This window comes from Alienimonas chondri, assembly GCF_013036045.1.
Classification (GTDB): domain Bacteria; phylum Planctomycetota; class Planctomycetia; order Planctomycetales; family Planctomycetaceae; genus Alienimonas; species Alienimonas chondri.
In genome coordinates, this window is record NZ_WTPX01000010.1 from 23,655 (window position 1) to 45,266 (window position 21,612).

Below are 21,612 nucleotides of genomic sequence, written 5' to 3' on the forward strand. Positions count from 1 at the left end.
TGAATCGATCCGTTGCCAACCGAGATCGGGCCGCCGCATCCGTCGGCCCGACGTTCCGGCCGCGGCTCAGCGGGTCACGCCGATGTTGAAGCTGAAGAGCTGCTCGTCGTCGTAATCCGGACCGGCGACCGGGACGGCAAAGTCGAACGCCAGCGGGGCCGGGCCGAACGCCTGCGGCAAGCTGATCCGCAGACCGGCGCCGACCGACGCCCGAAAGTCGTCGAGGCTGACGCTTTCGTTCACCGTACCGAAGTCGCTGAAGACGACGCCCTGCAAGGCATCGTTCACCAGAATCGGGAAGCGGTACTGGAGGCTGCCGAAGGTGCTGAACCGTCCGCCGACCCGCACCCCGTTCTGCAACGGGCTGACGCCGCGGAAGTCGTACCCGCGAAGCGTCTGGTAGCCGCCGAGGTAGTAGCTTTCGAAGATCGGCAACTCGTCGCCGGCGATGCCGACGCTGCCGTTGAGGCTCAGGACGTGTTGGCCGGTGCCGTCCGGGCGTTCCATCAACGTCCAGTACTGGGCCGCTTCCGCGTCGAAGCGAGGATAGACGAAGTCGCCCAGGCCCTGGGTGTAGCCGAACTCCGCGAAGGAGCCTTCGCTGGGCAGGATCGCCCGGTCGCGGCTGTCGTATTTGAGGCTCGCCCCGACGGTGAACAGCGTGTTGTTGCCGACCGCTTCCGCCAGCTTCGGCGGGGTGGGGACGGTCGGATCGAAGATCTTCACGTCTTCCAAACGGCTGCTGCCGACGATGCTCCAGAACGGCGTGAGCTGCCGACCGACCGTCAGTCGCCCGCCGAGCCGCTGCTCGTTGAATTCGTCGTAGTACCGGCTGTAGTAGAAGCCGCTCACGCCGACGCTGTAAAGACTGTCGAGGAAGTACGGGTCCGTCAGGCTGACGAGGTAACGGCTGACCTCGGCGCCGGGCACCGCTTCGATCCGCAGGCGCTGCCCGCGACCGCGGAAGGCGCTGCCGTTGCGGACTTCCTGGAAGCTGCGGGGGAATCGCCAGATGTCGAAGTTGTCTTCTTGCAGGGTCACCTGACCGACGAGGCCGCTCGAACTATTCACCGCGGCGCCGACCATGAACCGACCGGTGCGTTCTTCACGGGCGCGGACGTCGATGTCCACGTAGCCGGGCGGCTCTTGGAACGGTCCCTGAAACGGTCCGCCGTTGGGGCTTTGGGGCAGCAGCGGGTTCGAGACCCCCGGCCCCATATCGCCGCCGGTCTGCTGGACGGTCTGAAACGGATCGTAGGCGCCGTCGGCGGTGACGACGGGACTGGGCGCGACGCTGGTAACGACCGGCGCCGGCTCCCACTGGCCGCCAGGCGACGATTGCGGGGCGGGGCTCTGGGCGCGATAGACGGGCTTGATGAAGCCGTTCTCTTCCCGCGTCGGGATCTTAGGGGTGACCTGCGCGATCGGGGTCTCCGCGAAGCCGTCGAACGTCGGCAGACTCGGCTCCCACGCCGGTTCCAGCAGGGTCGGCAACGTGTGAGCGGTTCGGGGTTCACGCGACAGATCGAACAGATCCTGCTGGGCGACCCAACCGGCGGGGTCGTTCTCCGGCGTCGGCGGTTCCAGCGGCGAAGGCAGGCGCTGCACCTGCTCCTGTTCGGCGTCGCGTCGGGCAGCCTCGCGTCGAGCGGCGGGCGGGATCGGCCGGAGGGACGCCGTGCGGACCGTCAACTCGTTCAGCGGGGCCGGCCGCGGCCGCAGATAGCCGGTCCGGCGATCCTGCGACTCGGGCGCCGAAGGAGGAGTGGACTGCGGCGCCGGCGGGGCGACGTAGCTCCGGGGCGAGACGACCGGGTCCGGGCTTTGCCCGCGGTAGGCGCCGGCGGGGAGAATCGGTTCCTCGTCGACGGGGACGATGGTGAACTCGACCTGGGAATTGAACACCGACGAGCCGCCGATGCGGGCTTTGCTCTTGTTCAGCATCAGCGGGTCCGCTTTGTCCCCGGGGCTGACCAGCATCTGGTTGTGGATCAACGCCCGCTGAGTGTGCGGGTTGTCGCCGATCACGCTGGCGTTGATGTGCCGGATATAGCGGACCTTGTCCTCTTCGATCTGGTACGTCAGGTCGATCATGCCGGGGGTATCCAGGAACGACGGGGCAGGCTGAATCTTCGTGAACAGCCGGCCTTCGGCGCCGTACAGCTTCTCCATTTTCGCACGGTCCTGATGGAGGAATCGGGCGTTGTAGTAGTCGCCGGGGGCGAGCGCTGGCCCATCCGGACCGAAACCGAAGGCGGACGCCAGAACGTTTTTTGAGGAGTCGGGCAGCAGCACCGCGTCCGGCAGCTTCTCGTTCCCCTCTAGATTGATGTTCCGAATGCGATACCGCGGACCCTCAGCCACCAGGAACGTCACGTAAATGTCGGAGCGGTCCTCGCTCTCCGAGACCTCCGCCGACACCTTCACGTCGAAGTAGCCAAGGTCGCGGTAGTAGTCGGTCAGGGCCGCTTCGTCCCGCGGGACGGTGGTCGGATCGAACAGGCCGAAGTTGAACAGATCCACCACCCCCAGCGGCTTCGCCTTGGTCTCGAGATCACGCTTCAAAACCGCGGCGGAGAACGCTTCGTTTCCCGCAAAGGCGACCTTCGCGACCCGCACCTTCGGTCCTTCGACGATCTGGAACACCACGTCCCTGTGCTGCTCCTGATCGCCGCGAGTCAGTTCGACCTTCGCGTGGCGATAGCCTTTTTCGACGTAGTAGCGTTTGATCTGCTCGGCGGCGTCGCGGTTGAACATCACCCGGTAGGGGCTGCCCGGCTCCAACCCGGTGACGCGGGAGAGCTGCTCGTCCGAGACCTTGTCGTTGCCGCGATACTGAATGGAGGCGACCTGCGGCAATTCCTTGACCAGGAACACCACGACCGGCCCCTCGGGCGTGTCGCGCACCTCGCGCTTCACCCGGCTGAACCACTTCGTTTCATACAGGCTGCGGACGTCGTCCAGCATCTCGTGGTCGGTGACGACCCGGCCGCTTTTGATCGAAATGCGTTGCAGGATCACCGCGGAGGGGATCGTTTCGTTTCCCTCGACGCGGACCCCGACGATCGGCTTGTCCGGCGCGGTCTGTGCGCTCAGAACTCCGGCCGGCAGCGCGATCAAGGCGCCTGCCGCGAGGCAGAGCAATAGCAGGGCCGGGACGCGTCGGCGGAGCGGTGGCGACATGGGCGGCGTCCAATGGCGGCGAATCAACCCGATCAGTCGAGCCGACGGATCAGGACCGGGCGCGATCCCCCTGAAAATGCCAGGGGGCGGCCGGAATGCGGGGGCATAGCAGCCCCCCGCCGTCCGCTCCAACCCGGAACCTCGCGCGGCGTTACTTCGCGCGCGACAGACCTTCACCCAACGCCAGCGCCTCGGATGCCCCGAGCACGCGCTCGTTCGACTCGAACAGCGCCCGGATCGCGGCTTTGTGAATCTTCATCTTCAATCCGCCGATCGCCAAGGCGCCGTAACAGCGGACGCCGTCGCGGTCTTCACCGTCGTCCTGCGACTCGACGCCCGCGATCCCCGTGGGGGGAACCGCGTTCAGGTCGACCGCCGTGGTCACGCCGGCGGAACGCAGGGCGTCTAACGTCGCGATCTCCACGCCCGCGGGACCGCAGACGAACGCCGCGGTCGCCCCGTCCAAGGCTTCTTGGACCGAATCGGCGTTTGGCCCGCGCTCCGGCGTGGGATCGTAGGTGCGAACCGTGACGCCTTCCTCGGCCAGCAGGGCCGCGACGCGGCTGCCCACCGGTCCTAGTCCCAGCACCGCGGCTTCGCCCTCGAACTTCGCGGCCAACACCGCCGCCGCCGCGGTCGTGCTGGACCCGTTCGGATCGCACAGCAGGCTGACCCGCAGCGGACCGAAGAAGGCGTGCGACACGGCGTCCGCGACCTCCTCCGCCTCCCAGGCGTCCGAGCCGCCGACGAAAATAGCCGTGTGCTTCAGATCCTGAGGACCGCGGGTGAAGATGGTGCCGTGCACCAAGGCGACGGCGTTCTCCGGGGTGACGCCGCCGTACGACAGAACCTCATCCGCCCCCGCATCCAAGGCGACGATGCGGTCGAACGCGGACGGGTGAGCGTCCGCGTCGAGGTGCAGGAGGATGCGTTTCATCGGACGAGCACCCTGTCGTTGGAGCGTCGGCGGAACTTCAACGTCAGCGAGCTTAAACGTCGGCGAAGGGGTGCTTGGCGGTGTCCTTTTTGGAGACCACTTCGGCGACCTTCGGCTCCTGCTTCATCGCCCGTTGGATGCTCAGCTTCGTCGCTTCGTAGTTGTATTCGTAGATCTTGGCGTCGTCGTCCGCTTCCCAGTGGATGAACACGCCGCAGACGATGCACAGCGTTTCGGCCTGATCCTGCGGAATCGTGCCGTCGGCGACGCAGTCCGCGACCGCCTTGGCGACCGCGTACTGGGCCGGGCCGAACATCTGGACCGCTTGCTTCGCGCCCTTGATGGTCACCTTGGTGATCATGACGGTGTCGGGCTTCACCGCGAGGTTCGGCTCCAACACAGCCAGCAGGTTGCTGTGGCCCTGCGACTGCCGGGACAGGGCGTTGGCGAACGCGATCCCGACGGGGCCGGTTTTCTCGCCGATCATCAGATCGATGTGGGCGACTTCGTTGCCTTCGCCCACCAGGGCTTCGCCGACGTGCAGGGACATAGATTCGTTCTCGTAGAGATTTCGGGGACGCCGCGAGAGGGTACGATCTTCCCCCGAGCGTTTCACCCGACCCGGCAAAGCCCCGCCGCTCTCCGATGGCGTCCCCCGACCTGCTGATCGTCGGCGGCAGCGCCCGGGCCGCGGCGTGGTGCGCGGTGCGAGCCGGCCTGCAGGTCGCGGCGCTGGACCGCTACAACGATCTCGATCTGCTCGCCGTCGCCGACCCGTGCTTCCTCTGGGACGGCAGCGACGGACAGGTGGAACGGGTCGTCGGCGAACTGGGCGTGCCGTGGATGTACGTCGGTCCGTTGGAGAACCGGCCGGACCTGATTGACCGCTGCGCGAAGCTGGCTCCGCTGCGGGGCAACGGGGGCGAGACGCTCCGCGCGGTCCGCGATCCCGTGCGGCTGCAACAGGCCCTTGCCGACGCCGGCCTGCCGACGTTGGAGGTGCGGGAGGAGCACGACCCGCCCCCCATGGACGACACTTGGTTGCTCAAACCGCGAGCGAGTTGCGGAGGGCGCGACGTCGTCGTGTGGCGAGCCGCGACGATGAACTATCCCGCGCGCCAAGAACCGCACTATTTCCAGCAGCTTGTCCCGGACAGCGCCAGGGCGACCGAAAGCCTTGTCGGCCAGGTGAGCGACGGTTGGGAAGAGCCGTGCCGGAAGTTCACAAGCGGTTTGCGGTTCAGCGAATTTCCATCGCCGCCCCATCACGACGGTCCACTTTCGGCGATCCGCTTCGGTCAGTGCGTCGGGCCGGCCGCGTCACGCTTAGCGTTGCCGCCCGAACGCACCGTTTTTCAGACGATCGGCGAGGCCTTTTCGCTTGACGGCCTGTTCGGCGTCGACTTCCTCTCCTTTTCCAGGCCGCACAGACCCAAGACGGGGCCGTTTAAGGGAAGGTTGGGGACGAAGCCGACGCTGGGCGTGCTCGAGGTCAACCCGCGGTGGACCGCGTCCATGGAACTCTTGCCGGCTCGGTTACTGCCTTTCGAGACGTGGAGCGGGAAAGGCTTGAATTCGTCCGCTTCTGGCCCTGACGAAGGATCGGTTCATGCGAAGCGTGTCGTCTACGCACGGCGAACCGTCCGCGTCGGACGTTTGCCGGTTTACGGTCCGACCGACGCATTTTGGATCGCGGACGTACCGGCTCCCGGTTCGATCGTGCACGAAGACGAGCCGGTGTGCACCGTCTTCGCCAGCACGCCCTGCTCGCCCGTTTCTTCGATCGCACCATGGGAGAGGCTGAACGGAACGGAACGCCTCCACACCGAACTGGACGAGCGGGAAAAAGAGGTGCGTTCGATGCTCAAAGCGGAACACAGCGGACTCGAGCGGTGGGGGCTACAATTGCCGGTATGAGCAACCCCCACGACGTCCGCGTCGTCGCCTGCGAGGTGACGTTCGAGCCGGTTCCCTTTCGCGCCCCGCTGAAGTTCGGCGGGCGGGTCGTGGACCGCACGGACCTCATCAACGCCGCAGTGACCGTCGAACGCCGCGACGGCAAAACCGCGACCGGGCACGGCTCGATGCCGGTGGGGAACATCTGGGCCTGGCCAAGCGAGGAGGTGTCCGCCGATCAGGCGGAAGCAGCAATGAAGCTGTTGGCTGAGTTGGCTAGCGAGGGATGCGTCGATCTCACCGATAGCGATTCCGCCTTCCCGCCGACCTTTTGCGATGTGGTGGAACTTGGTTCTGTGTTGATGGAGGCCGGCGAAGGCGAAGAATTGTTCGCGGCGACCTCGACGACCCCGGTCGACTTCATCCCGCCCCTCGCTCGGCTGGTGGCGCTGTCCTCGGTTGATGCCGCCCTGCACGACGCCGTCGGTCGCGTGCACGATCGCAGCAGCTTCGACGTGCTGGGGCCGGACTTCTGTAATCAAGATCTCTCGACCTACCTCGACGACCGCTTCGCCGGCGAATACCTCGACCAGTACACGCTGCGGGCACCGAAGCCGACGATGCCGCTGTATCACCTCGTCGGCGCCCTCGATCCGCTGACGGATGCGGACGTCAACGAGCCGATCGGCGACGGCCTGCCGGAGACGCTGCCGGAGTGGATCGCCGCGGACGGGATCACGCATTTCAAAATCAAACTGGCCGGCGACGACCTCGATTGGGACGTGGACCGCGTGCTGAGCATTGAGCGGATCGTCGCGGAGGCTCAGTCAAAACGGGGCGTGAACGAGTGGTTCTACTCCTGCGACTTCAACGAGAAGTGCCGCGACGCGGCCTACGTGGTCGCGTTTCTCGATCGGGTGATGGGCGGCAGCCCCGCAGCGTTCGAGCGGATCCAGTACCTCGAACAGCCCACGCACCGCGATCTGGAGGCTCACCCGATCCCGGTCCACGAGGCGGCGAAGATCAAGCCGGTCGTGATCGACGAATCGCTGACCGGCTACGGGGCGCTGTTAGAGGCCGTCGAACTGGGGTACAGCGGCGTGGCCCTCAAGGCGTGCAAGGGGCAGACGGAGAGCCTGCTGATGGGCGCCGCGGCTCAGAAACTGGGGCTGTTCCTCTGCGTGCAGGATCTGACCTGCCCGGGAGCGTCGTTCCTGCACAGCGCCAGTCTCGCCGCCCGCATCCCGACGGTCGCGGCGATCGAGGGGAACGGCCGGCAGTATTGTCCCGGTCCGAATGCGGCGTGGGCGCCGCGATACCCGGGATTGTTCGACATCTCGGACGGCACGGTGAACACCGCCGAGTTGGACGGTTCCGGGCTGGGATTTGCCTGAGGGACGGCCGCCGGAATGACGCAACGCCTTTCGTCGGAACCTTCCGCCGCTACGATGCGTCCGCCTTGTGAACGGTCCGTGAAGGCCGTCGGCCGCCGCCCCTGATCGAAGCGCCCATGCCCCCGCCGCCCGCCACCGCGGAGATCGCCGGCCGGCCGTCCGCCGCGTTGCGGCCGGAACTCCACGGATTGCTCTCCGCGGTCCGCGGTCGCCTGCGTCGCTACGTCCTCCTCCGCGGGCTGGCGATCCTGGCGCTCACCGCCGTCGGCGTGTTCTGGGCGGCGCTGTGGCTCGACGACTTCTGGTTCTTCCTCACCCGGCTCGAACTACCGAACTGGCTGCGAATCGGGTTCGACGGCGCCGCGATCCTGCTGCTGCTGGGGGTGGCGGCGGTCTGGTTGATCGGGCGCTTGGTCATCTCCGCCGGCCCCCGCGACCTCGCCCTCGCCGCGGAACGACGGTTCCCGGATCTCCGCGGCCGGCTCGTGCTGGCCGTCGAGCGCGCCCAGAACCCCGGATTGGCGCAGCAGGAATCGCATTTCACCGCGGCCCTCGCCGATCGCGCCGCGGCGGACGCCGCCGAACGCGTGCGGTCGCTTCCGCCGGGCGAGTTGTTCGACCCTGTCCCGCTGCGTCGCTCCCTGGCTCTGGCGGTCGTGCTGACGGTCGGCACCGTCGCGTTCGGTCTCTGGCAGACGGACGCTGTGCGGCGGTTGTCCGACGCCTACGTTCAATTGGCGGACATCTACCGGGTTCGCGAGACGTCGCTGACCGTCGCCGCGGTGCTTCCGCCGGGCGAAGAAACGAAGCCGTTGACGCCCGGCGAAGCGCACCGGCATCCCCGCGGGGCGGACCTCGTCCTGTTGATCGACACGCCCTCCGGCGAGCGCCCCGGCGGCGGCCCGTGGCGTGCGCCGGAGCAGGTCACCGTCACCCGCGAGACCGCCGGCGGCGCCACCGGCCGCAGCTTCGCGCTCCCGGACGGCCCGGGCCGATTCCGCTTCGCCCTCGATGAAGTCCGCGACGGCATGACCGTCTGGCTCTCCGGCGGCGATTTCGTCACCCGAACGCCGTACGTCATCGACGCCGTCGATCCGCCCCGCCCGAGTCGCGTGGCCGTCTCCGCGAAGTTTCCGCGATACACCGGGCTGAACAGCGAGGACGCCGACGGCAATTTGCTCCCCGAGGTTCGCCCGGTTCGCGGCGCCAAAGCGACCGTGCCGGTGGGGACGGAGTTCGAACTGGTTCTCGACGCCAACAAGCCTCTCGCCGCCGCCCGGGTGACGATCGACGGCGAGGCCGTGCCGACGGTGATGGATTCTGAGGACGGAGAGACGGCCGTTCGGATCCCGCTGACGATGCTGCCCCCGAAGTCCGACGCCCCGGACGCGCCGGAAGATCCGTTTAGCGCCGCCGAGGGGACCGTCGGCGTCCGACCCGGCGCCCGGGTTGCGGTGGAATTGGAAGACGCCGACGGCATCCGCAGTCAGTCGCCGGTCCGGCTGGTGTTGGCCGGTGTGGTCGACGATCCGCCCGCCGTCCGCGCGGAACCCACCGGCGTCTCCGACGCCCTCACCCGCACCGCGTCGGTGCCGTTCGTCGGCACGATTGCGGACGACTACGGCGTCGCCACCGCCCGCTTTCTCTACAAGTTGGTTGAGGAAGCGAACGAGGCGACGGACGGCGTGGCCGAGGCGGACGGCGAGGACGCGGACGATCCCCCGGAATCGGCCTCGGAGTGGCGGGAACGGCGCTTCCGCGTTCGTCCCCGCGGCCTGCCGGAACAATTCGACGTCGGCGATCCCGACCCGGCCCTCACCGCCGACCGCGACGCGGAGCGATTCGAGATCGCCGGGCTCGACCTGAAAGTCGGCCAGACGCTGACCGTGGTGGTCGCCGCGTCGGACGCCAACGATCTGACCGGTCCCGGCGAGGGCCGCGGCCCCGAACGCTCCTTCCGCATCGTCACCCCGGAGGAACTGCTCGCGCGGTTGTTCGACCGCGAAGTCAACCTGCGGCGGATCTTCGAGCGCAGCTTGGAGGAGGTCACCGCCTCCGGCGACGACCTCTCACTGATCACTGCGGAGACCTCCGCGGCCGACGTCCGCCGCACCGCGGGTCTCGCCTCGAGCGAACTGGGGCAGAACGCCGGCCAGGCGGAGGCCGTTCGCAGCGGATTCCGGGAGATTCTCGCCGAACTGGTCAACAACGCGGTGCAGAACTCGTCGGCGGTGTCTCGATTGGAGGAGCTGATCCTCGAGCCGTTGACCGTGATCACCGACGACCTGTTCCCCGAAGCGGATCGCGCCGCGGGCGCCCTGGGGGCGGCCGCGGAAACCGGCGCTTCGGGGCCGGAACGAGCCGCCGCCGCCGCCGCCGCCGCCCAGGCCACCGAGCGTCTCGCCTCCGCGATGGCGAAGGTCTTGCAGGAGATGGAAGACCTCGCGGAATACCATGAAGCGGTGCGAGACTTGCAGTTGCTGGTGCAGGCGCAGGAGGAACTGCTCGAACGCACCAAGCGTGAACAGAAGACCGACCTCATCGACGGACTCTTTGAATGACGTTCCTCGTCACGATCGCCTCCCGGGCGCCTCGGTGCGGCCTGCTGTTCGCCTTGGTCCTCGGCGCAGCATGGCTGCCCGCCGGCACGGCAGCGGCGGAGGACGAACCGCCTCGGCCGAGTCTCGAAGAGGAAGAACGGGCGCTCGCCGCGCAGTTCGGCCGCTTGGAGGACACGCTGCTGAAGATGGCCCGTTACCTCCGCAAAACGGAGCCGGAGCGCTCTGATTTGCTCGTGCGGGCGTTGCAGAAGGCCCGTGAGGAGCGGATCGAGGTGCGGATGAAATCCGTCGCGGATCTGCTGCGCAGCGACGCCGCCGCCGGGTTGTCGCCGAACTTCGGGGACGCCATCGATCAGCAGGCCCAGCTCGTCGACGGGATGCGGAGCGTGCTCGGGTTGCTCCGCAGCGAGGACCGCAGGAAGGAGATCGATTCCGAGCAGGAACGCCTCGCGGCGATTCTGAAGGATGTGAATCGCCTCTCCAGCGCTCAAAAAGCTAACAGCGCCGCAAATCGACGCGGCGAAGCCGCCTCCCGAGTTGCCGGCAAGCAGCGCGACACCGCCGAACGCACCGGCGAACTGCTGGACGACATCAAACAGGACGACGCCGGAAAAGCCGCGGGCGAAGAATCCGCCGAAGGCGAGCCGGGCGATCCCTCCGACGCTTCCCCCGACATGCAGGGCGACCCCGGCGAGGGCGAGCCGAACGAAGGCGAAGCGGGCGAGTCCTCTGAAGGGGAGCCGGGCGATGGCGAACCGAAGAAACCGGGCGCAGGCGAACCCAAAGAACCGGGTGAGGGCGAACCCAAGGAACCTGGCGAAGGGGAACCGAAGGAGCCGGGGGAAGGGGAACCGAAGGAGCCGGGGGAAGGAGAGCCGAGCGAAGGCGAAGCGGGCGATCCGTCGGACCCCGGCGAGCCGGAACCCTCCGACAGCCCCCCGGGCGAACCGGGGCAGCCCGGCCAGCCGGGGCAGCCCGGCCAGCCGGGGCAGCCTGGCGAACCCGGCGAGCCGGGAGAGAGCGGCGAACAACCGCCGTCCGACGAACCGCCGCCGGACTCCACGCCCGGCAAGGAGGAGTTGGAGGCCGCCAAGAAGGCGATGGAAGATGCCCTCAAGGAGCTGGAGCAGGCGGAGCGCGAGGGCGCTCAGGAGGCCCAGGAAGAAGCGATCAAGAAACTCGCCGAAGCGAAGGAGCGCCTCGAAGAGATCCTCCGCCAGCTCCGCGAAGAGGAAGCCGAACTCGTGCTGCGGGCGTTGGAAGTTCGGTTCCAAAAAATGCTTTCGATGCAGCAAGCCGTGCTGACCGATACGCTCGCCGTCGCTCGGGTCGAAGAGATTACCGATCGCGAGCGAACCAAAGCCCGCGATCTGGCCCGTCGTGAACGCGCGATCGGACTGGAAGGGGAGAAAGCGTTGCAGTTACTGCGCGAAGACGGTTCGAGCGTCGCCTTCCCCGAAGCGCTGCAACAGATCGCCGCGGACGTCGAGTTCGCCTCCGAGTTGCTCCTCAAGGCCCGTGTCGACGACCTCACCCAGCAGGTCGAGCGGGACGTCATCGAGTCGCTCGAAGAGTTGATCGATGCGTTGCAGGCCGAACTCGAAAAGCTCCAACAGCAGAAGTCCGAGAGCCAGCAACAGCAGCAACAGGGACAGCCGGGCGAAGAGGCTCTGATCGACAAAATTTCCGAGCTGAAGATGCTGCGGACCCTTCAGAAAGGCATCAATCGGCGGACTCGACTGCTGGGATTGGAAGTCCCCGCGCCGGGCGATGCGGCGGACGTCGACGTGACGTCTCGACTGCGCGCGTTGTCCGGCCGTCAGTCGCGGATCGAGTCGGCGACGTATGATCTGGCGGTCGGCAAAACGAACTGACGCCCGCCCCCGTCCCCTCCAGCCCCGGAACCGCCGTGCCTTTCGCCGAACTGTTGCTGGTCGTCGTCGCCGCACAGGCTGCCCCGCCCGACGTGAGCGAGGCGCCCTTCGAGACCTTCACCCCGCCGTCGATCGGCGAGGTGCGGGAAGCGGTCTCCGCGTATCTCGACCGCCGCGCCGAGGTTCGGCAGGAGCCGTTGCCGAACCGCGAGGATCTGCTCGCCTCCTGGGACGGGATGACCGAGGAAACGCCGCCGGCGGAACGGCTCGACCTGCTCGCCGTCACCCTGCGGGCCGCCGATCCGGCGATTGAGGACCTGCTCGCCGCGCTCGACCCGCTTGGCCGCCCGCCTGAGGAACGACCGGACGTCGACTTTGCCGTGGACTCCTCCGATCCCTTCGCGCGGGATCATCTCCGGCTGATCGTCGGCCGCACGCTGGTGCGGCTGGGGATGTACGACGAAGCCCTCGGCGAACTGGAAGGGCTGGCCCCGGCGGAACTCATCGATCCGGCGACCGCGCTGTATTGCCGCGCGGTGTGCGAGCATCAACTGCTGATGCGGGGCGAGGCGTTGCAAACCCTCGCGACGCTGCTGGACCGAACGGCCCGCGTGCCGGAGTCGGTCACCGCGTTGGCCGGCCTCATGCAGGCGGAATTGAACGAAACCGAACCCGAGTCGCTCCGTGAAGTGGCCGGGATGATGCGGGACGTGGAACGCCGCCTCGACCTCGGCCGCAGCGGCCCGAAGGTTCGCAAACAGGAAGAGGAGATCATCGCTCGCCTCGATGCGATCATTGAGAAGCTGCAGGCCCAGGCCGGCGGCGGCGGCGGGGAGGGCGGGGGCAACAGTCCGTCGCAATCGAATCAGTCCGCCAATCCCGGCTCCGACTCCGCCCTGAAGGGCGGACCTTCGGACGGCATCGCGGACGACAAGCCGGCGGACGGCGCCGGGGGATGGGGCGACCTGCCGCCTCGTGAGCAGGCCCGGGCTCGCTCGCTGCTCGACCGCGACTATCCCGGTCACTATCGCCGCGTCGTGGAAGAGTATTTTCGTAAGTCCGCGGAGGAAGATTGAATATGAAGTCGTCGTCGATGCCCCTCGCCCCGTGGTGCCTCGTCGTTCCCTTGTTCTGCGCCGTCGGGGTGGCGGCGTCGGCGGACGTTCAGGTCGAAGCTCTGCCGCTCAACGGGGCCGCCGCGTCGGGATCGCTGGTGGGAGCGGAGAACGAGCGGGTGCGGCTGCTCACGGAAGACGGCGAACGCCTGTTGCCGTTCGATGATCTCGCGGAATTGCGTCTGCCGCTCCCGGAGGCTCCCCCCGCCGTCGCGGAGTCCGCCGTGTTGCTGGCCGGGGGCAGCGTCCTGCCGGTGTCCGCCGTCACGCTGGTCGACGGCGTCCTCCAGGCCTCCTCGCCGGGTCTCGGGACCGTCAGCCTGCCGGGAGCGGCGGTACGAGCGATTCGCTTTCGCCCGCTCACCGGAGCGGATCTCGAACGCTGGGACGAATTGGCGACCTCCGGCCCGGACGGGGACTTGGTCGTCGTCCGTCGCGGCGAACGATTGGACAAGCTGGTCGGCAGCGTCGGCGGGGTCGGCGAGGAGACCGTGCCGTTCCTGTTGAACGGCTCCGAGGTGCCGCTGCCGCGCGGGCGGTCGAACTTCATCGGCATCGTGTTCGGCGGCACCGACCTCGATGCGAAGCCGGTGGCGATCCTGCATCCGCACGTCGGCGGAGCCTTGAGGGCGGCGTCCCTCAACATCACCGCGGAGGGGATGGCCGAGATGAAGCTGGTCGACGGGCCGAGCGTCACCGTCCCGCTGTCCGGCGTGGCGTCGATCGATTTCGCCGCGGGGTCGGTCACCCCGCTGGCGGATCTGCCGCTGCGGGGCGGGCCCGACCCGGACTCCGTCTGGGCGGACGATCAGTGGATCGTCGGCCGCAATCTCAATCTCCAAAGCGAGCCGATCGGCATCGCCGGCCGCACCTTCGATCGCGGGCTCGTGCTCCATGCCCCGACGTCCTACGAGTGGCGCCTGCCCAAGGACACCGGCCGGCTGCGGGCGACCGTCGGGATCGAAGACGCCCGCCGCACGCTGGGTGTGGGCGCGGTCGATTTGACGATTTCCGGCGACGGTCGGGAGTTGTTCGCGCAGCGGGTGACGCATACGGATGCACCCTTGGAACTGAACGTGGACCTCACCGGGGTCCGCACCCTGACGATTGCAATCGGCGTCGCGGGCGACCCCGTGGGCGATCACCTCGCGCTCGGCAACGCTCGATTCACCCGATGAGGCAGATTGACATGAACGTTCGAGCTTCGCTCGCCGTCGCGATTCTCGCGTGCGGCGCCTCCGCAAACCTTCGCGCGGCGGACGTTCCGCTCGAAGTGGCCCCCTCCGTCCTGGAGGCTCAGGCCGCCCGGGCGGCGGTGATCGAACGCATCGCCCCGACGGTCGTCGCGATCTTCGGTCCGGACGGCGGCGGGGGCGGGTCGGGCGTGCTGATCTCCGCGGACGGATACGCCGTCACGAACTTCCACGTGACCGACGGCTGCGGCGACGCGATGAAGTGCGGGCTGAACGACGGCAAGGTCTACGACGCCGTCATCGTGGGCACCGACCCGGTCGGCGACGTGGCTCTGATCAAACTGCTGGGTCGGGACGACTTCCCGGTCGCCGAATTCGGCGACAGTGACGCTGTCCGCCCCGGCGACTGGTGCCTGGCGATGGGCAACCCGTTCCTGTTGGCGAAATCGGACTTCGCCCCGACCGTCACCTACGGCCTGGTCAGCGGCACGCATCGCTATCAGGAGCCGGCCGGCACCTTTCTCGAATACACCGATTGCCTGCAGATCGACGCCAGCGTGAACCCCGGCAACTCCGGCGGGCCGTTGTTCGCCGCGGACGGCGCCGACGCCGGCAAGCTGATCGGCATCAACGGCCGGATCAGCATCAAGCGGGGCCGGGTGAACAGCGGCGCCGCCTATGCGATCAGTTCCAATCAGGTGAAGTACTTCCTGGGCCATCTCCGCAGCGGGCGAGCGCTGGATCATGGGACGTTGAATGCGACCGTCCGCACGAACTTCGACGGCGACGTGCTGTTCGATCGCATCCTCGACGGCTCTGCGGCACAGATTCGCGGGGTGAAGGAGGGCGACGAGCTGGTCGCCTTCGCGGGGCGGCCGATTCGCAGCGTGAACCAATTCAAGAACGTTTTAGGCGTCTATCCGGCCGGCTGGCCGCTGCCGTTGACCGTGCGGCGAGGCACGGAAACGATCGACCTGATCGTGCGCACCCGCGGCCTGAACCGCCGGACGGATCTCCTCAAAACCGTCGCCCCCAAACCGGGGCCGCCGCCGAACGACGTGGTCAAACCGCTGTTGGAGAAGCGCCCGGGCTACGTGAACGCCCACTTCAACGAGGTGGAGAGGGATCGCGTGCTCGCCTCCCTGGGTTCGGCGCTTCCCGCCGCCGGCTGGCGAATCGCCGGCGCCGACGCCGACGGGGTGGAGGCGGAGTTCACCCTCAGCGACCGCGGCGTCGGTTTGAAGCTGGGGGCCAACCGCTTCCTGCAATCGCTGGAGGACGACGCCGAGGTGCTGAACGAGCCGCCCGGGAGCGGCGGGCTGCTATTCGCCCTGCGGCAATGGCAACTGCTGCGAAGCGGCCGCACGACCGACTTCGCCGATCTGCACTACGTCGGGACCGAGCCGCTCGACTGGGACGGCCCGACCGTCGACGTGCTCGAAGCGGAGAACCGGGGCGTCGTGACCCACTTCTATATCGAAGTCGGCCAAGACGGGACCGGCATGCTGCGCGGCTTCGATTCCTGGCAGGAGAACCGCGGCGCCGCCACGGAGGTGCGCTTTGACGGCGACCGGCTCGACGGCTCGTTGCCGGTCCCGTCGCAGATGCGCGTCGCGGCCGGCGGTGCGCCTTACCGCACTTTCAAGTTCACCACCGCGACCGTTGCGTCGGGAGAGAGCGAATGATCGTCGCCGCGACCCTTCTCGCCTGCGGGCTGTTCGCGGAGGACCCGGCGATCGAGGACGCGGGCGTCGCGACCTCCGCCCGGGCCGTGACCGCGGAGACGCTGCCGAAGGTGGTCAAGATCTTCGGCGCCGGGGGCCTGCGCGGACTGCCCGCCTACGGGACCGGGTTCCTCATCTCGCCGCGTGGGCATGTCGCGACGGCGTGGAACCACGTGCTCGACGCCGATCCGAACATCCTCGTCGTGCTGGACGACGGGCGCCGGCTGACCTGCAAGTTGCTGGCCGCCGATCCGTCACGTGGCCTCGCAGTACTGGAGCCGGAGCGTGACGACCTCGACCTGCCCCACTTCGATCCCGCGACCTTCGCCCCCGCCGAAGCTGGCGCCCGCGTGCTGGCGTTCTCGAACTCCTACAAAGTGGCCGGCGGCGATGAACCGGTCGCGGTGCAGCGGGCGGTGATCAGCGCCGTTGCGGAACTGGACGCCCGCCGGGGAAGGAACGCCGCGGGCATCGCCGGGCCGGTGCTGATCCTCGACGCCCCCACGAACAACCCCGGCTCCGCGGGCGGCCCGATTGTCGATCGTCGCGGTTCGTTGGTCGGGATCATCGGCCGCGAACTCAAGAACGACGCGACCAACGTGTTCGTCAACTACGCCTTGCCGGCCGAGAAGATCGGCGAGACGCTGACGGCGATGATGGAAGACGATTTCGTCGCGACGTCCTCGGCGTCGATCGCGCTATCTGGCGGTCCGCAGCCGGCGGATCTCGGCGCGTTGCTCGTCCCGGACGTCGTCCGCCGCACGCCGGCTTACGTCGAACTCGTTCAACCCGACTCCCCCGCGGCGGCCGCCGGTCTGCGAGCCGGAGACCTCATCGTGTTGATCGACGGCGAACTCGTGCCCTCGATCCGCCTGCTGCGGTCCCGTTTGGCCGCCGTGGAGCCGGGCGAACCGGTGGACCTCGTCGTTCGCCGCGACGGCGAACTGGTGCCGCTGACCGTCGCCGTGCCGGAGGTCGAAGACCTCCGCGATCCGCCCGCCGAACTTCCCCGCGACCGCCGCTGATGACTTCGTCTCTGTTGTTCGCCGCTCCGCTGTCCGCGGCCCTGCTGTGCCTGGTTCAGTCCGAGCCGGCCGACGTGGCGGCGCAAGAGGAGGCCGCGTTCAAGGCCGTGGCCGCCGCGGTGGCGCCCTCCGTCGTGCGGATCGAAACGCTCGGCGGCGTCGATACCGCGGACGGACGTCTGCTCGCGTCCGGACCCTCGACCGGCACGGTGGTCCGGGCGGACGGGTTGATTCTCACGAGCAGCGAGAACCTCGCCGGCGATCCTACGTCGATCCTGATTCGCCTGCCGGATGGCCGCCGCGTGACGGCCGAGCGGCTCGGCGAGGACGAGCCGCGCCAATTGACGCTCCTGCGGGCGAACCTGCCCGAGGACGGGGGCGGCGTCTCTCCCGCGTCTCCCGCTGCGATCGACGAAGTACGAGTCGGCGATTGGGCGATCGCCGTCGGACGGACGTTCTCCGCGGAGAACGTGAACGTCTCCGTGGGCGTCGTCAGCGCCAAGGGGCGTATTCTCGGCCGGGCCGTGCAGACGGATGCGAAGATCAGTCCGGCGAACTACGGCGGGCCGCTGGTCGATCTGACGGGACGCACGATCGGGATTCTGGCGCCCCTCACCGCGGACGGCGGATCCGGCGGCGTGGAGTGGTACGACAGCGGGATCGGATTCGCGGTGCCGCTGGCGGATCTCGAACCGGTGCTCGACCGTTTGGCGGCCGGCGAGACGCTCCAGGCGGGCCGGTTGGGGGTCACGTTCAAGAGCGCGAGTCTCGATGCCGAACCGATCGTCGATACCGTCCGCCCGCTCTCACCGGCGGAGGCGGCCGGGGTCCAACCGGGCGATCGCCTGGTGACCGTCGCTGGCCGGCCCGTCTCGCGGCCCGACGAAGCGAAACTGGCGTTGGGTCCGCACTACGCCGGGGACGAAGTCACGCTGGTGGTGGAGCGGGACGGCAAAGAAGAGCGGCTCTCCGCGACCCTCGTCGCCGAGTTGCCCCCCTGGCGGCCGAGCGACCTCGGCGTGCTGCCCGCCGATCCGAGGGACGCCGATGAGGCAGAGGCCGAAGGTGAGGAGGCCGACGCCGTTGCCGGGGTCGCGATCGCACACGTCTTTTCGGAGACAGCCGCCGACGGGGTCTTGGAGGTGGGCGACGTCGTCGTGGAAGCCGCGGGGGAATCGGTGGAGACGGGGGACGATCTTCGTCGGATCGTTTCCCGCCGGCCCCCGGGCACGGAACTCCTACTCAAGTTGGTGAATGGGGACACCGCGACTGCGACGCTCGGCGAGCCGCCGTCGACCGTGCCAGACACGGCGCCGTCGACGATCGATCCCAAGTCGGATCCGCTGCCGGCGGATCAGAGCGGTCGGCTGCCCCTGGAGGTGGCGGGCTTCGAGGGCCGATCGGGGGCACTGCTGGTGCCGAAGCGAGCGGGCCGCGGGGGCTTGGGACTGCTGGTGTGCTTGCCGCCGAAGGGATCGCTCACCGCCGACGACCTCTTTGATCGTTTCGGCCCCGCCGCGGAGCGCGAGGGGGTGATCCTGTTGGCCCCGAATCCCGAGAATCCGGATGGGTTCCAGCCCGGCGACCTGCCGTTCTTCGCCGCGGCGCTGGAGCAGATGCGAGAACGGTATGCCGTCGAACCGGTCCGCACGGCTCTGTACGGCACCGGGGGGCAGGGACAGACCGCTTGGCGCATCGTTCTCACGGCGAAGAGCGACTATCGAGGTTTGGTGACAGACGTGGCGCCCGCGCAGCTCGCCCCGAACGAGCCGGATCAGGCGATTGTGCCGCTGTTGATCGGCGAACCGCCGGAAGAATCCCGCGAGGCGATGCGCGAGGCCGGCTATCCGTTCGCCTATATCGAGGTGAAGACCGAGGGCGAGGAGAGCGACGCTGATCTGTCGGACGAGGCGATCGACGCGATCGTGCGGTGGGTGACGGTGCTTGATCGCATCTGAACGAGAGTCTCACGCGAAACTGACGTCCGGTCCGATCCCGCGGGGCGTAGGCTGCGTCGACCCTTTCCTCTGAAGCCCCGCCGTGTCGTCGCCGTCGCACTATCTCGAAGCGATCGTTCTGGGAACGGTGCAGGGGGTGGCCGAGTTTCTGCCGATCTCCTCCAGCGGCCACCTCGTCATCCTGAGCGCCGTGATGGACGCAGCGACGGGGCGGGAGATCGATCCGGAGGCGAATCGCCTGTTGGTCGTCGTGCTGCACCTGGGGACGCTGGGCTCCATCCTCTGGGCCTATCGAAGGGATCTCTGGTCCGTCGCGACGAGTCCGCGATACGTCGCCGCGGTCGTCATCGCGACGTTGCCCCTCGTCGCGGTGGCGTTCTCGCCGATCAAAGACTTACTGCAGGAAGCGTTTGATCGGCCGGACTTCGCGGGCATCTGCCTGCTGGTGACGGCGGCTTTACTCCTCGCGGGCCAGGCATTGGCGAACCGGCCAAACGATCTGTCGACGACGGAGGACCCTTCCAACCCATCGGACGGAGGCGTCAGTCTGCCGGCGGCCGTGGCGATCGGCCTCTTTCAATCGCTCGCCCTGCTTCCAGGGATTTCGCGGAGCGGCAGCACGATCGCCGGCGGGCTGATGAGCGGCGTCGCCCGCGCGGACGCGCTGCGGTTCAGCCTGATGATCGGGATTCCCGCGATCGCCGGAGCCGGCCTCTTAGAGGCCAAATCGGTCTTCGAGACGGGCGTCAGCGTGTCCGAACTGCCGGTGGGTCCGCTGCTGGTCGGCGCGGCCGTCTCTTTTGCGGTCGGGGTCGGTGCGATCTCGCTCTTGAAGAAGGCGGTGTCGAACGACCGGCTCCACTGGTTCGCCGCGTATTGTGCGGCGGTCGGCACGGCGACGCTCGTTTGGCAGGCGCTTTAGGCGTTCGCCAACTCCGCGGCCGTGGCGTCGGCCAGTGCGGCGGACGAGCAGGCCAGCAAGTTCGGCTCGGCGATGCGGAAGGGGCCGCCGTCGATCGCCCGCATTACGCCGCCCGCCGCCTCGACCAGCACGGCGCCGCCGGCTTGGTCCCAAGGTTTCAAGCTCGTGCTCCAGTAGCCGTCCAGCCGACCGCAGGCGACGTAGGCGAGATTCAACGCCGCCGATCCGCTCCGCTGAACGGTTTCGCAGCGATTCAGCATGTGGGTGAATCGGCGGACGGCGGGGTCGTCGGGGGGACTGTCGCGGGGGATGCTGCTCATCAGGAAGGCCCGCGGCAGCGTCGTGCAGGCGGAGGCCTTCATCGGGCGGTCGTTCAGCATCGCCTCGCCGCCTGCCGTGGCGAGGAATAGTTCGTCGCGGCTGGGATCGAAGACCGCCCCGACCGCGGGAACCGGGCCGTCATCGGTCAGTCGCTCCACGCCGATCGAGACGGCGTAGAACGGAAAGCCGTGGACATAGTTCCCCGTGCCGTCGAGCGGATCGATCGTCCAGCGATAGTCGCCGCCCCGTTCCTCCCGCAGTCCCTCCTCGCCGAACAGATCGTGTCCGGGGAAGGCGTCCGCGATCGCCTTCACCACCGCATCCTGCGCGGCAAGATCGGCGTCGGTGACGAGATCCTGCGGACCCTTCTCTTCGATCTCGAATCGACCGCGAAACGATTGCAGCACCGCGCCCGCCGAGCGAGCCGCGGCCGCGGCGGTGTGGGCGATTCGATCGAGGTCGGACATCACGTCGGGTCCGCGGTGCGGACCGGTCTGGGGGTGGGGCGGTGCGGGCGAACGGTCTTCGTCGCGGACGTCACACGCCGTGGGGCAGAGGATCGCCGCGGAGACCGGCGAGCACGTTGTCTGCTGCCATCAGGGCCATGCCGCTGCGGGCGTGCACCGTGGCGCTGCCGATGTGGGGAAGGACGACGCAGTTCGGCAGTTCCAGCAGCGGCGAGTCCGTCGGCAGCGGCTCGGGCGTCGTGACGTCCAGCCCCGCGGCGAAAATCTTCCCCCCGGACAGCGCCGTGTGCAGAGCGTCCTGATCGATGACCTCACCGCGAGCCGTATTGACCAGCACGGCGGTCGTCTTCATCTGGTGTAACGCATTCGCGTCGATCAGCCCCGCGGTCGCCTCCGTCAGCGGGCAGTGCAGGGAGATGAAATCACTGTTCGCCAGCAGTTCCGGCAACTCGACATGCTTGGCGCCGAGGTCGCGATCGGCGTCCGGCTTGGGCGAATTCGCCGTGTAGAGCACCTTCATGCCCCATCCGCCGTGACAGCGGTCCGCGAACGCGCGGCCGATCCGGCCGAGGCCGATCACGCCCACGGTCTTGCCGGCGAGTTCCATGCCGAGGTGATCCATTGGCGCCCAGGTCTTCCAACCGCCGTCCCGCACGCTGGCGGCGGCGGGGGTGAAGCTGCGGGCCGCCGCGAGCATCAGCAGTACGGCGACGTCCGCGGTGGCGTCCGTCAGCACGTCCGGGGTGTTGCCCACCGCGACGCCATGCTCCCGACAGGCGGCGACGTCGATGTTGTTGTAGCCGACAGCGTAGTTCGCGACGACTTTCAGATCGTCGCCCGCCGCGGTCAGCACCGTTTCGTCCACCTTGTCGGACAGCATCGTCACCAGACCGGCGCACCCACGCGCCTTGTCCAGCAGGGTGTCGCGACGGGGCGGCTTCGGCTTCGGCCAGACTTCCACCTCGCAAACCTCCCGCAGACGGTCGAGACCGGCTTTGGGGATCGTGCGGGTGACGAATACGCGGGGTTTGTCGGACATCGA

The 21,612-nt window shown here is 68.2% G+C and carries 15 protein-coding genes; 10 read left to right on the forward strand and 5 right to left on the reverse strand.

Annotation, left to right across the window (positions count from 1 at the left end; genetic code table 11):
* Window positions 1–66 precede the first annotated feature (66 nt).
* The 3 genes from LzC2_RS02900 to fae form a co-directional block, all read right to left on the reverse strand.
* Window positions 67–3,183, reverse strand: coding sequence for a BamA/TamA family outer membrane protein (locus LzC2_RS02900; protein WP_171183562.1), 3,117 nt, complete (start codon window positions 3,181–3,183; stop codon window positions 67–69).
* 151 nt (window positions 3,184–3,334) lie between these two features.
* The gene (locus LzC2_RS02905; protein WP_171183564.1) at window positions 3,335–4,120 is read right to left on the reverse strand and encodes an NAD(P)-dependent methylenetetrahydromethanopterin dehydrogenase; all 786 of its coding nucleotides are present in this window, start codon (window positions 4,118–4,120) and stop codon (window positions 3,335–3,337) included.
* Between the two features lie 52 nt (window positions 4,121–4,172).
* Window positions 4,173–4,670, reverse strand: coding sequence for a formaldehyde-activating enzyme (fae, locus tag LzC2_RS02910; RefSeq protein WP_171183566.1), 498 nt, complete (start codon window positions 4,668–4,670; stop codon window positions 4,173–4,175).
* 95 nt (window positions 4,671–4,765) lie between these two features.
* Here fae and LzC2_RS02915 point away from each other — a divergent pair, with 95 nt between their 5' ends.
* From LzC2_RS02915 to LzC2_RS02960, 10 genes are all read left to right on the forward strand, one after another.
* On the forward strand, window positions 4,766–6,037 hold the full coding sequence (locus LzC2_RS02915; protein ID WP_171183568.1) for a hypothetical protein: 1,272 nt from the start codon (window positions 4,766–4,768) through the stop codon (window positions 6,035–6,037).
* Complete coding sequence (locus LzC2_RS02920) at window positions 6,034–7,410, forward strand: mandelate racemase/muconate lactonizing enzyme family protein (RefSeq protein WP_171183570.1); 1,377 nt, start codon at window positions 6,034–6,036, stop codon at window positions 7,408–7,410. The genes LzC2_RS02915 and LzC2_RS02920 overlap by 4 nt, the downstream gene beginning before the upstream one ends.
* Before the next feature lie 116 nt (window positions 7,411–7,526).
* Window positions 7,527–9,971 (forward strand): hypothetical protein, encoded by a 2,445-nt coding sequence (locus tag LzC2_RS02925; protein WP_171183572.1) that lies wholly within the window; start codon window positions 7,527–7,529, stop codon window positions 9,969–9,971.
* On the forward strand, window positions 9,968–11,845 hold the full coding sequence (locus tag LzC2_RS02930; RefSeq protein ID WP_171183574.1) for a hypothetical protein: 1,878 nt from the start codon (window positions 9,968–9,970) through the stop codon (window positions 11,843–11,845). The genes LzC2_RS02925 and LzC2_RS02930 overlap by 4 nt, the downstream gene beginning before the upstream one ends.
* Before the next feature lie 35 nt (window positions 11,846–11,880).
* Window positions 11,881–12,921, forward strand: a complete 1,041-nt coding sequence (locus tag LzC2_RS02935) for a hypothetical protein (RefSeq protein ID WP_171183576.1) — start codon at window positions 11,881–11,883, stop codon at window positions 12,919–12,921.
* A gap of 17 nt (window positions 12,922–12,938) precedes the next feature.
* Window positions 12,939–14,138, forward strand: a complete 1,200-nt coding sequence (locus LzC2_RS02940; RefSeq protein ID WP_171183579.1) for an NPCBM/NEW2 domain-containing protein — start codon at window positions 12,939–12,941, stop codon at window positions 14,136–14,138.
* 11 nt (window positions 14,139–14,149) lie between these two features.
* Window positions 14,150–15,838, forward strand: coding sequence for a S1C family serine protease (locus LzC2_RS02945; protein ID WP_171183581.1), 1,689 nt, complete (start codon window positions 14,150–14,152; stop codon window positions 15,836–15,838).
* Window positions 15,835–16,902, forward strand: a complete 1,068-nt coding sequence (locus LzC2_RS02950) for a S1C family serine protease (protein ID WP_171183583.1) — start codon at window positions 15,835–15,837, stop codon at window positions 16,900–16,902. The genes LzC2_RS02945 and LzC2_RS02950 overlap by 4 nt, the downstream gene beginning before the upstream one ends.
* Window positions 16,902–18,860: a PDZ domain-containing protein gene (locus LzC2_RS02955; protein WP_171183585.1), complete on the forward strand. Its 1,959-nt coding sequence runs from the start codon at window positions 16,902–16,904 to the stop codon at window positions 18,858–18,860. The genes LzC2_RS02950 and LzC2_RS02955 overlap by 1 nt, the downstream gene beginning before the upstream one ends.
* Before the next feature lie 82 nt (window positions 18,861–18,942).
* Window positions 18,943–19,782 (forward strand): undecaprenyl-diphosphate phosphatase, encoded by an 840-nt coding sequence (locus LzC2_RS02960; protein WP_171183586.1) that lies wholly within the window; start codon window positions 18,943–18,945, stop codon window positions 19,780–19,782.
* Here LzC2_RS02960 and LzC2_RS02965 read toward each other — a convergent pair.
* Entirely contained in the window at window positions 19,779–20,570 is a 792-nt protein-coding gene (locus LzC2_RS02965) for an inositol monophosphatase family protein (RefSeq protein WP_171183588.1), read from the reverse strand. The two genes, LzC2_RS02960 and LzC2_RS02965, sit on opposite strands and share 4 nt — an antisense overlap.
* A 70-nt stretch (window positions 20,571–20,640) precedes the next feature.
* Window positions 20,641–21,609: a 2-hydroxyacid dehydrogenase gene (locus LzC2_RS02970; protein WP_171183590.1), complete on the reverse strand. Its 969-nt coding sequence runs from the start codon at window positions 21,607–21,609 to the stop codon at window positions 20,641–20,643.
* Window positions 21,610–21,612 lie beyond the last annotated feature (3 nt).

Coding starts and splice junctions, on each gene's coding strand:
- LzC2_RS02900 (WP_171183562.1), bottom strand. CDS start 3,183: ATGTCGCCACCGCTCCGCCGACGCGTCCCGGCCCTGCTATTGCTCTGC.
- LzC2_RS02905 (WP_171183564.1), bottom strand. CDS start 4,120: ATGAAACGCATCCTCCTGCACCTCGACGCGGACGCTCACCCGTCCGCG.
- fae (WP_171183566.1), bottom strand. CDS start 4,670: ATGTCCCTGCACGTCGGCGAAGCCCTGGTGGGCGAAGGCAACGAAGTC.
- LzC2_RS02915 (WP_171183568.1), top strand. CDS start 4,766: ATGGCGTCCCCCGACCTGCTGATCGTCGGCGGCAGCGCCCGGGCCGCG.
- LzC2_RS02920 (WP_171183570.1), top strand. CDS start 6,034: ATGAGCAACCCCCACGACGTCCGCGTCGTCGCCTGCGAGGTGACGTTC.
- LzC2_RS02925 (WP_171183572.1), top strand. CDS start 7,527: ATGCCCCCGCCGCCCGCCACCGCGGAGATCGCCGGCCGGCCGTCCGCC.
- LzC2_RS02930 (WP_171183574.1), top strand. CDS start 9,968: ATGACGTTCCTCGTCACGATCGCCTCCCGGGCGCCTCGGTGCGGCCTG.
- LzC2_RS02940 (WP_171183579.1), top strand. CDS start 12,939: ATGCCCCTCGCCCCGTGGTGCCTCGTCGTTCCCTTGTTCTGCGCCGTC.
- LzC2_RS02945 (WP_171183581.1), top strand. CDS start 14,150: ATGAACGTTCGAGCTTCGCTCGCCGTCGCGATTCTCGCGTGCGGCGCC.
- LzC2_RS02950 (WP_171183583.1), top strand. CDS start 15,835: ATGATCGTCGCCGCGACCCTTCTCGCCTGCGGGCTGTTCGCGGAGGAC.
- LzC2_RS02955 (WP_171183585.1), top strand. CDS start 16,902: ATGACTTCGTCTCTGTTGTTCGCCGCTCCGCTGTCCGCGGCCCTGCTG.
- LzC2_RS02965 (WP_171183588.1), bottom strand. CDS start 20,570: ATGTCCGACCTCGATCGAATCGCCCACACCGCCGCGGCCGCGGCTCGC.
- LzC2_RS02970 (WP_171183590.1), bottom strand. CDS start 21,609: ATGTCCGACAAACCCCGCGTATTCGTCACCCGCACGATCCCCAAAGCC.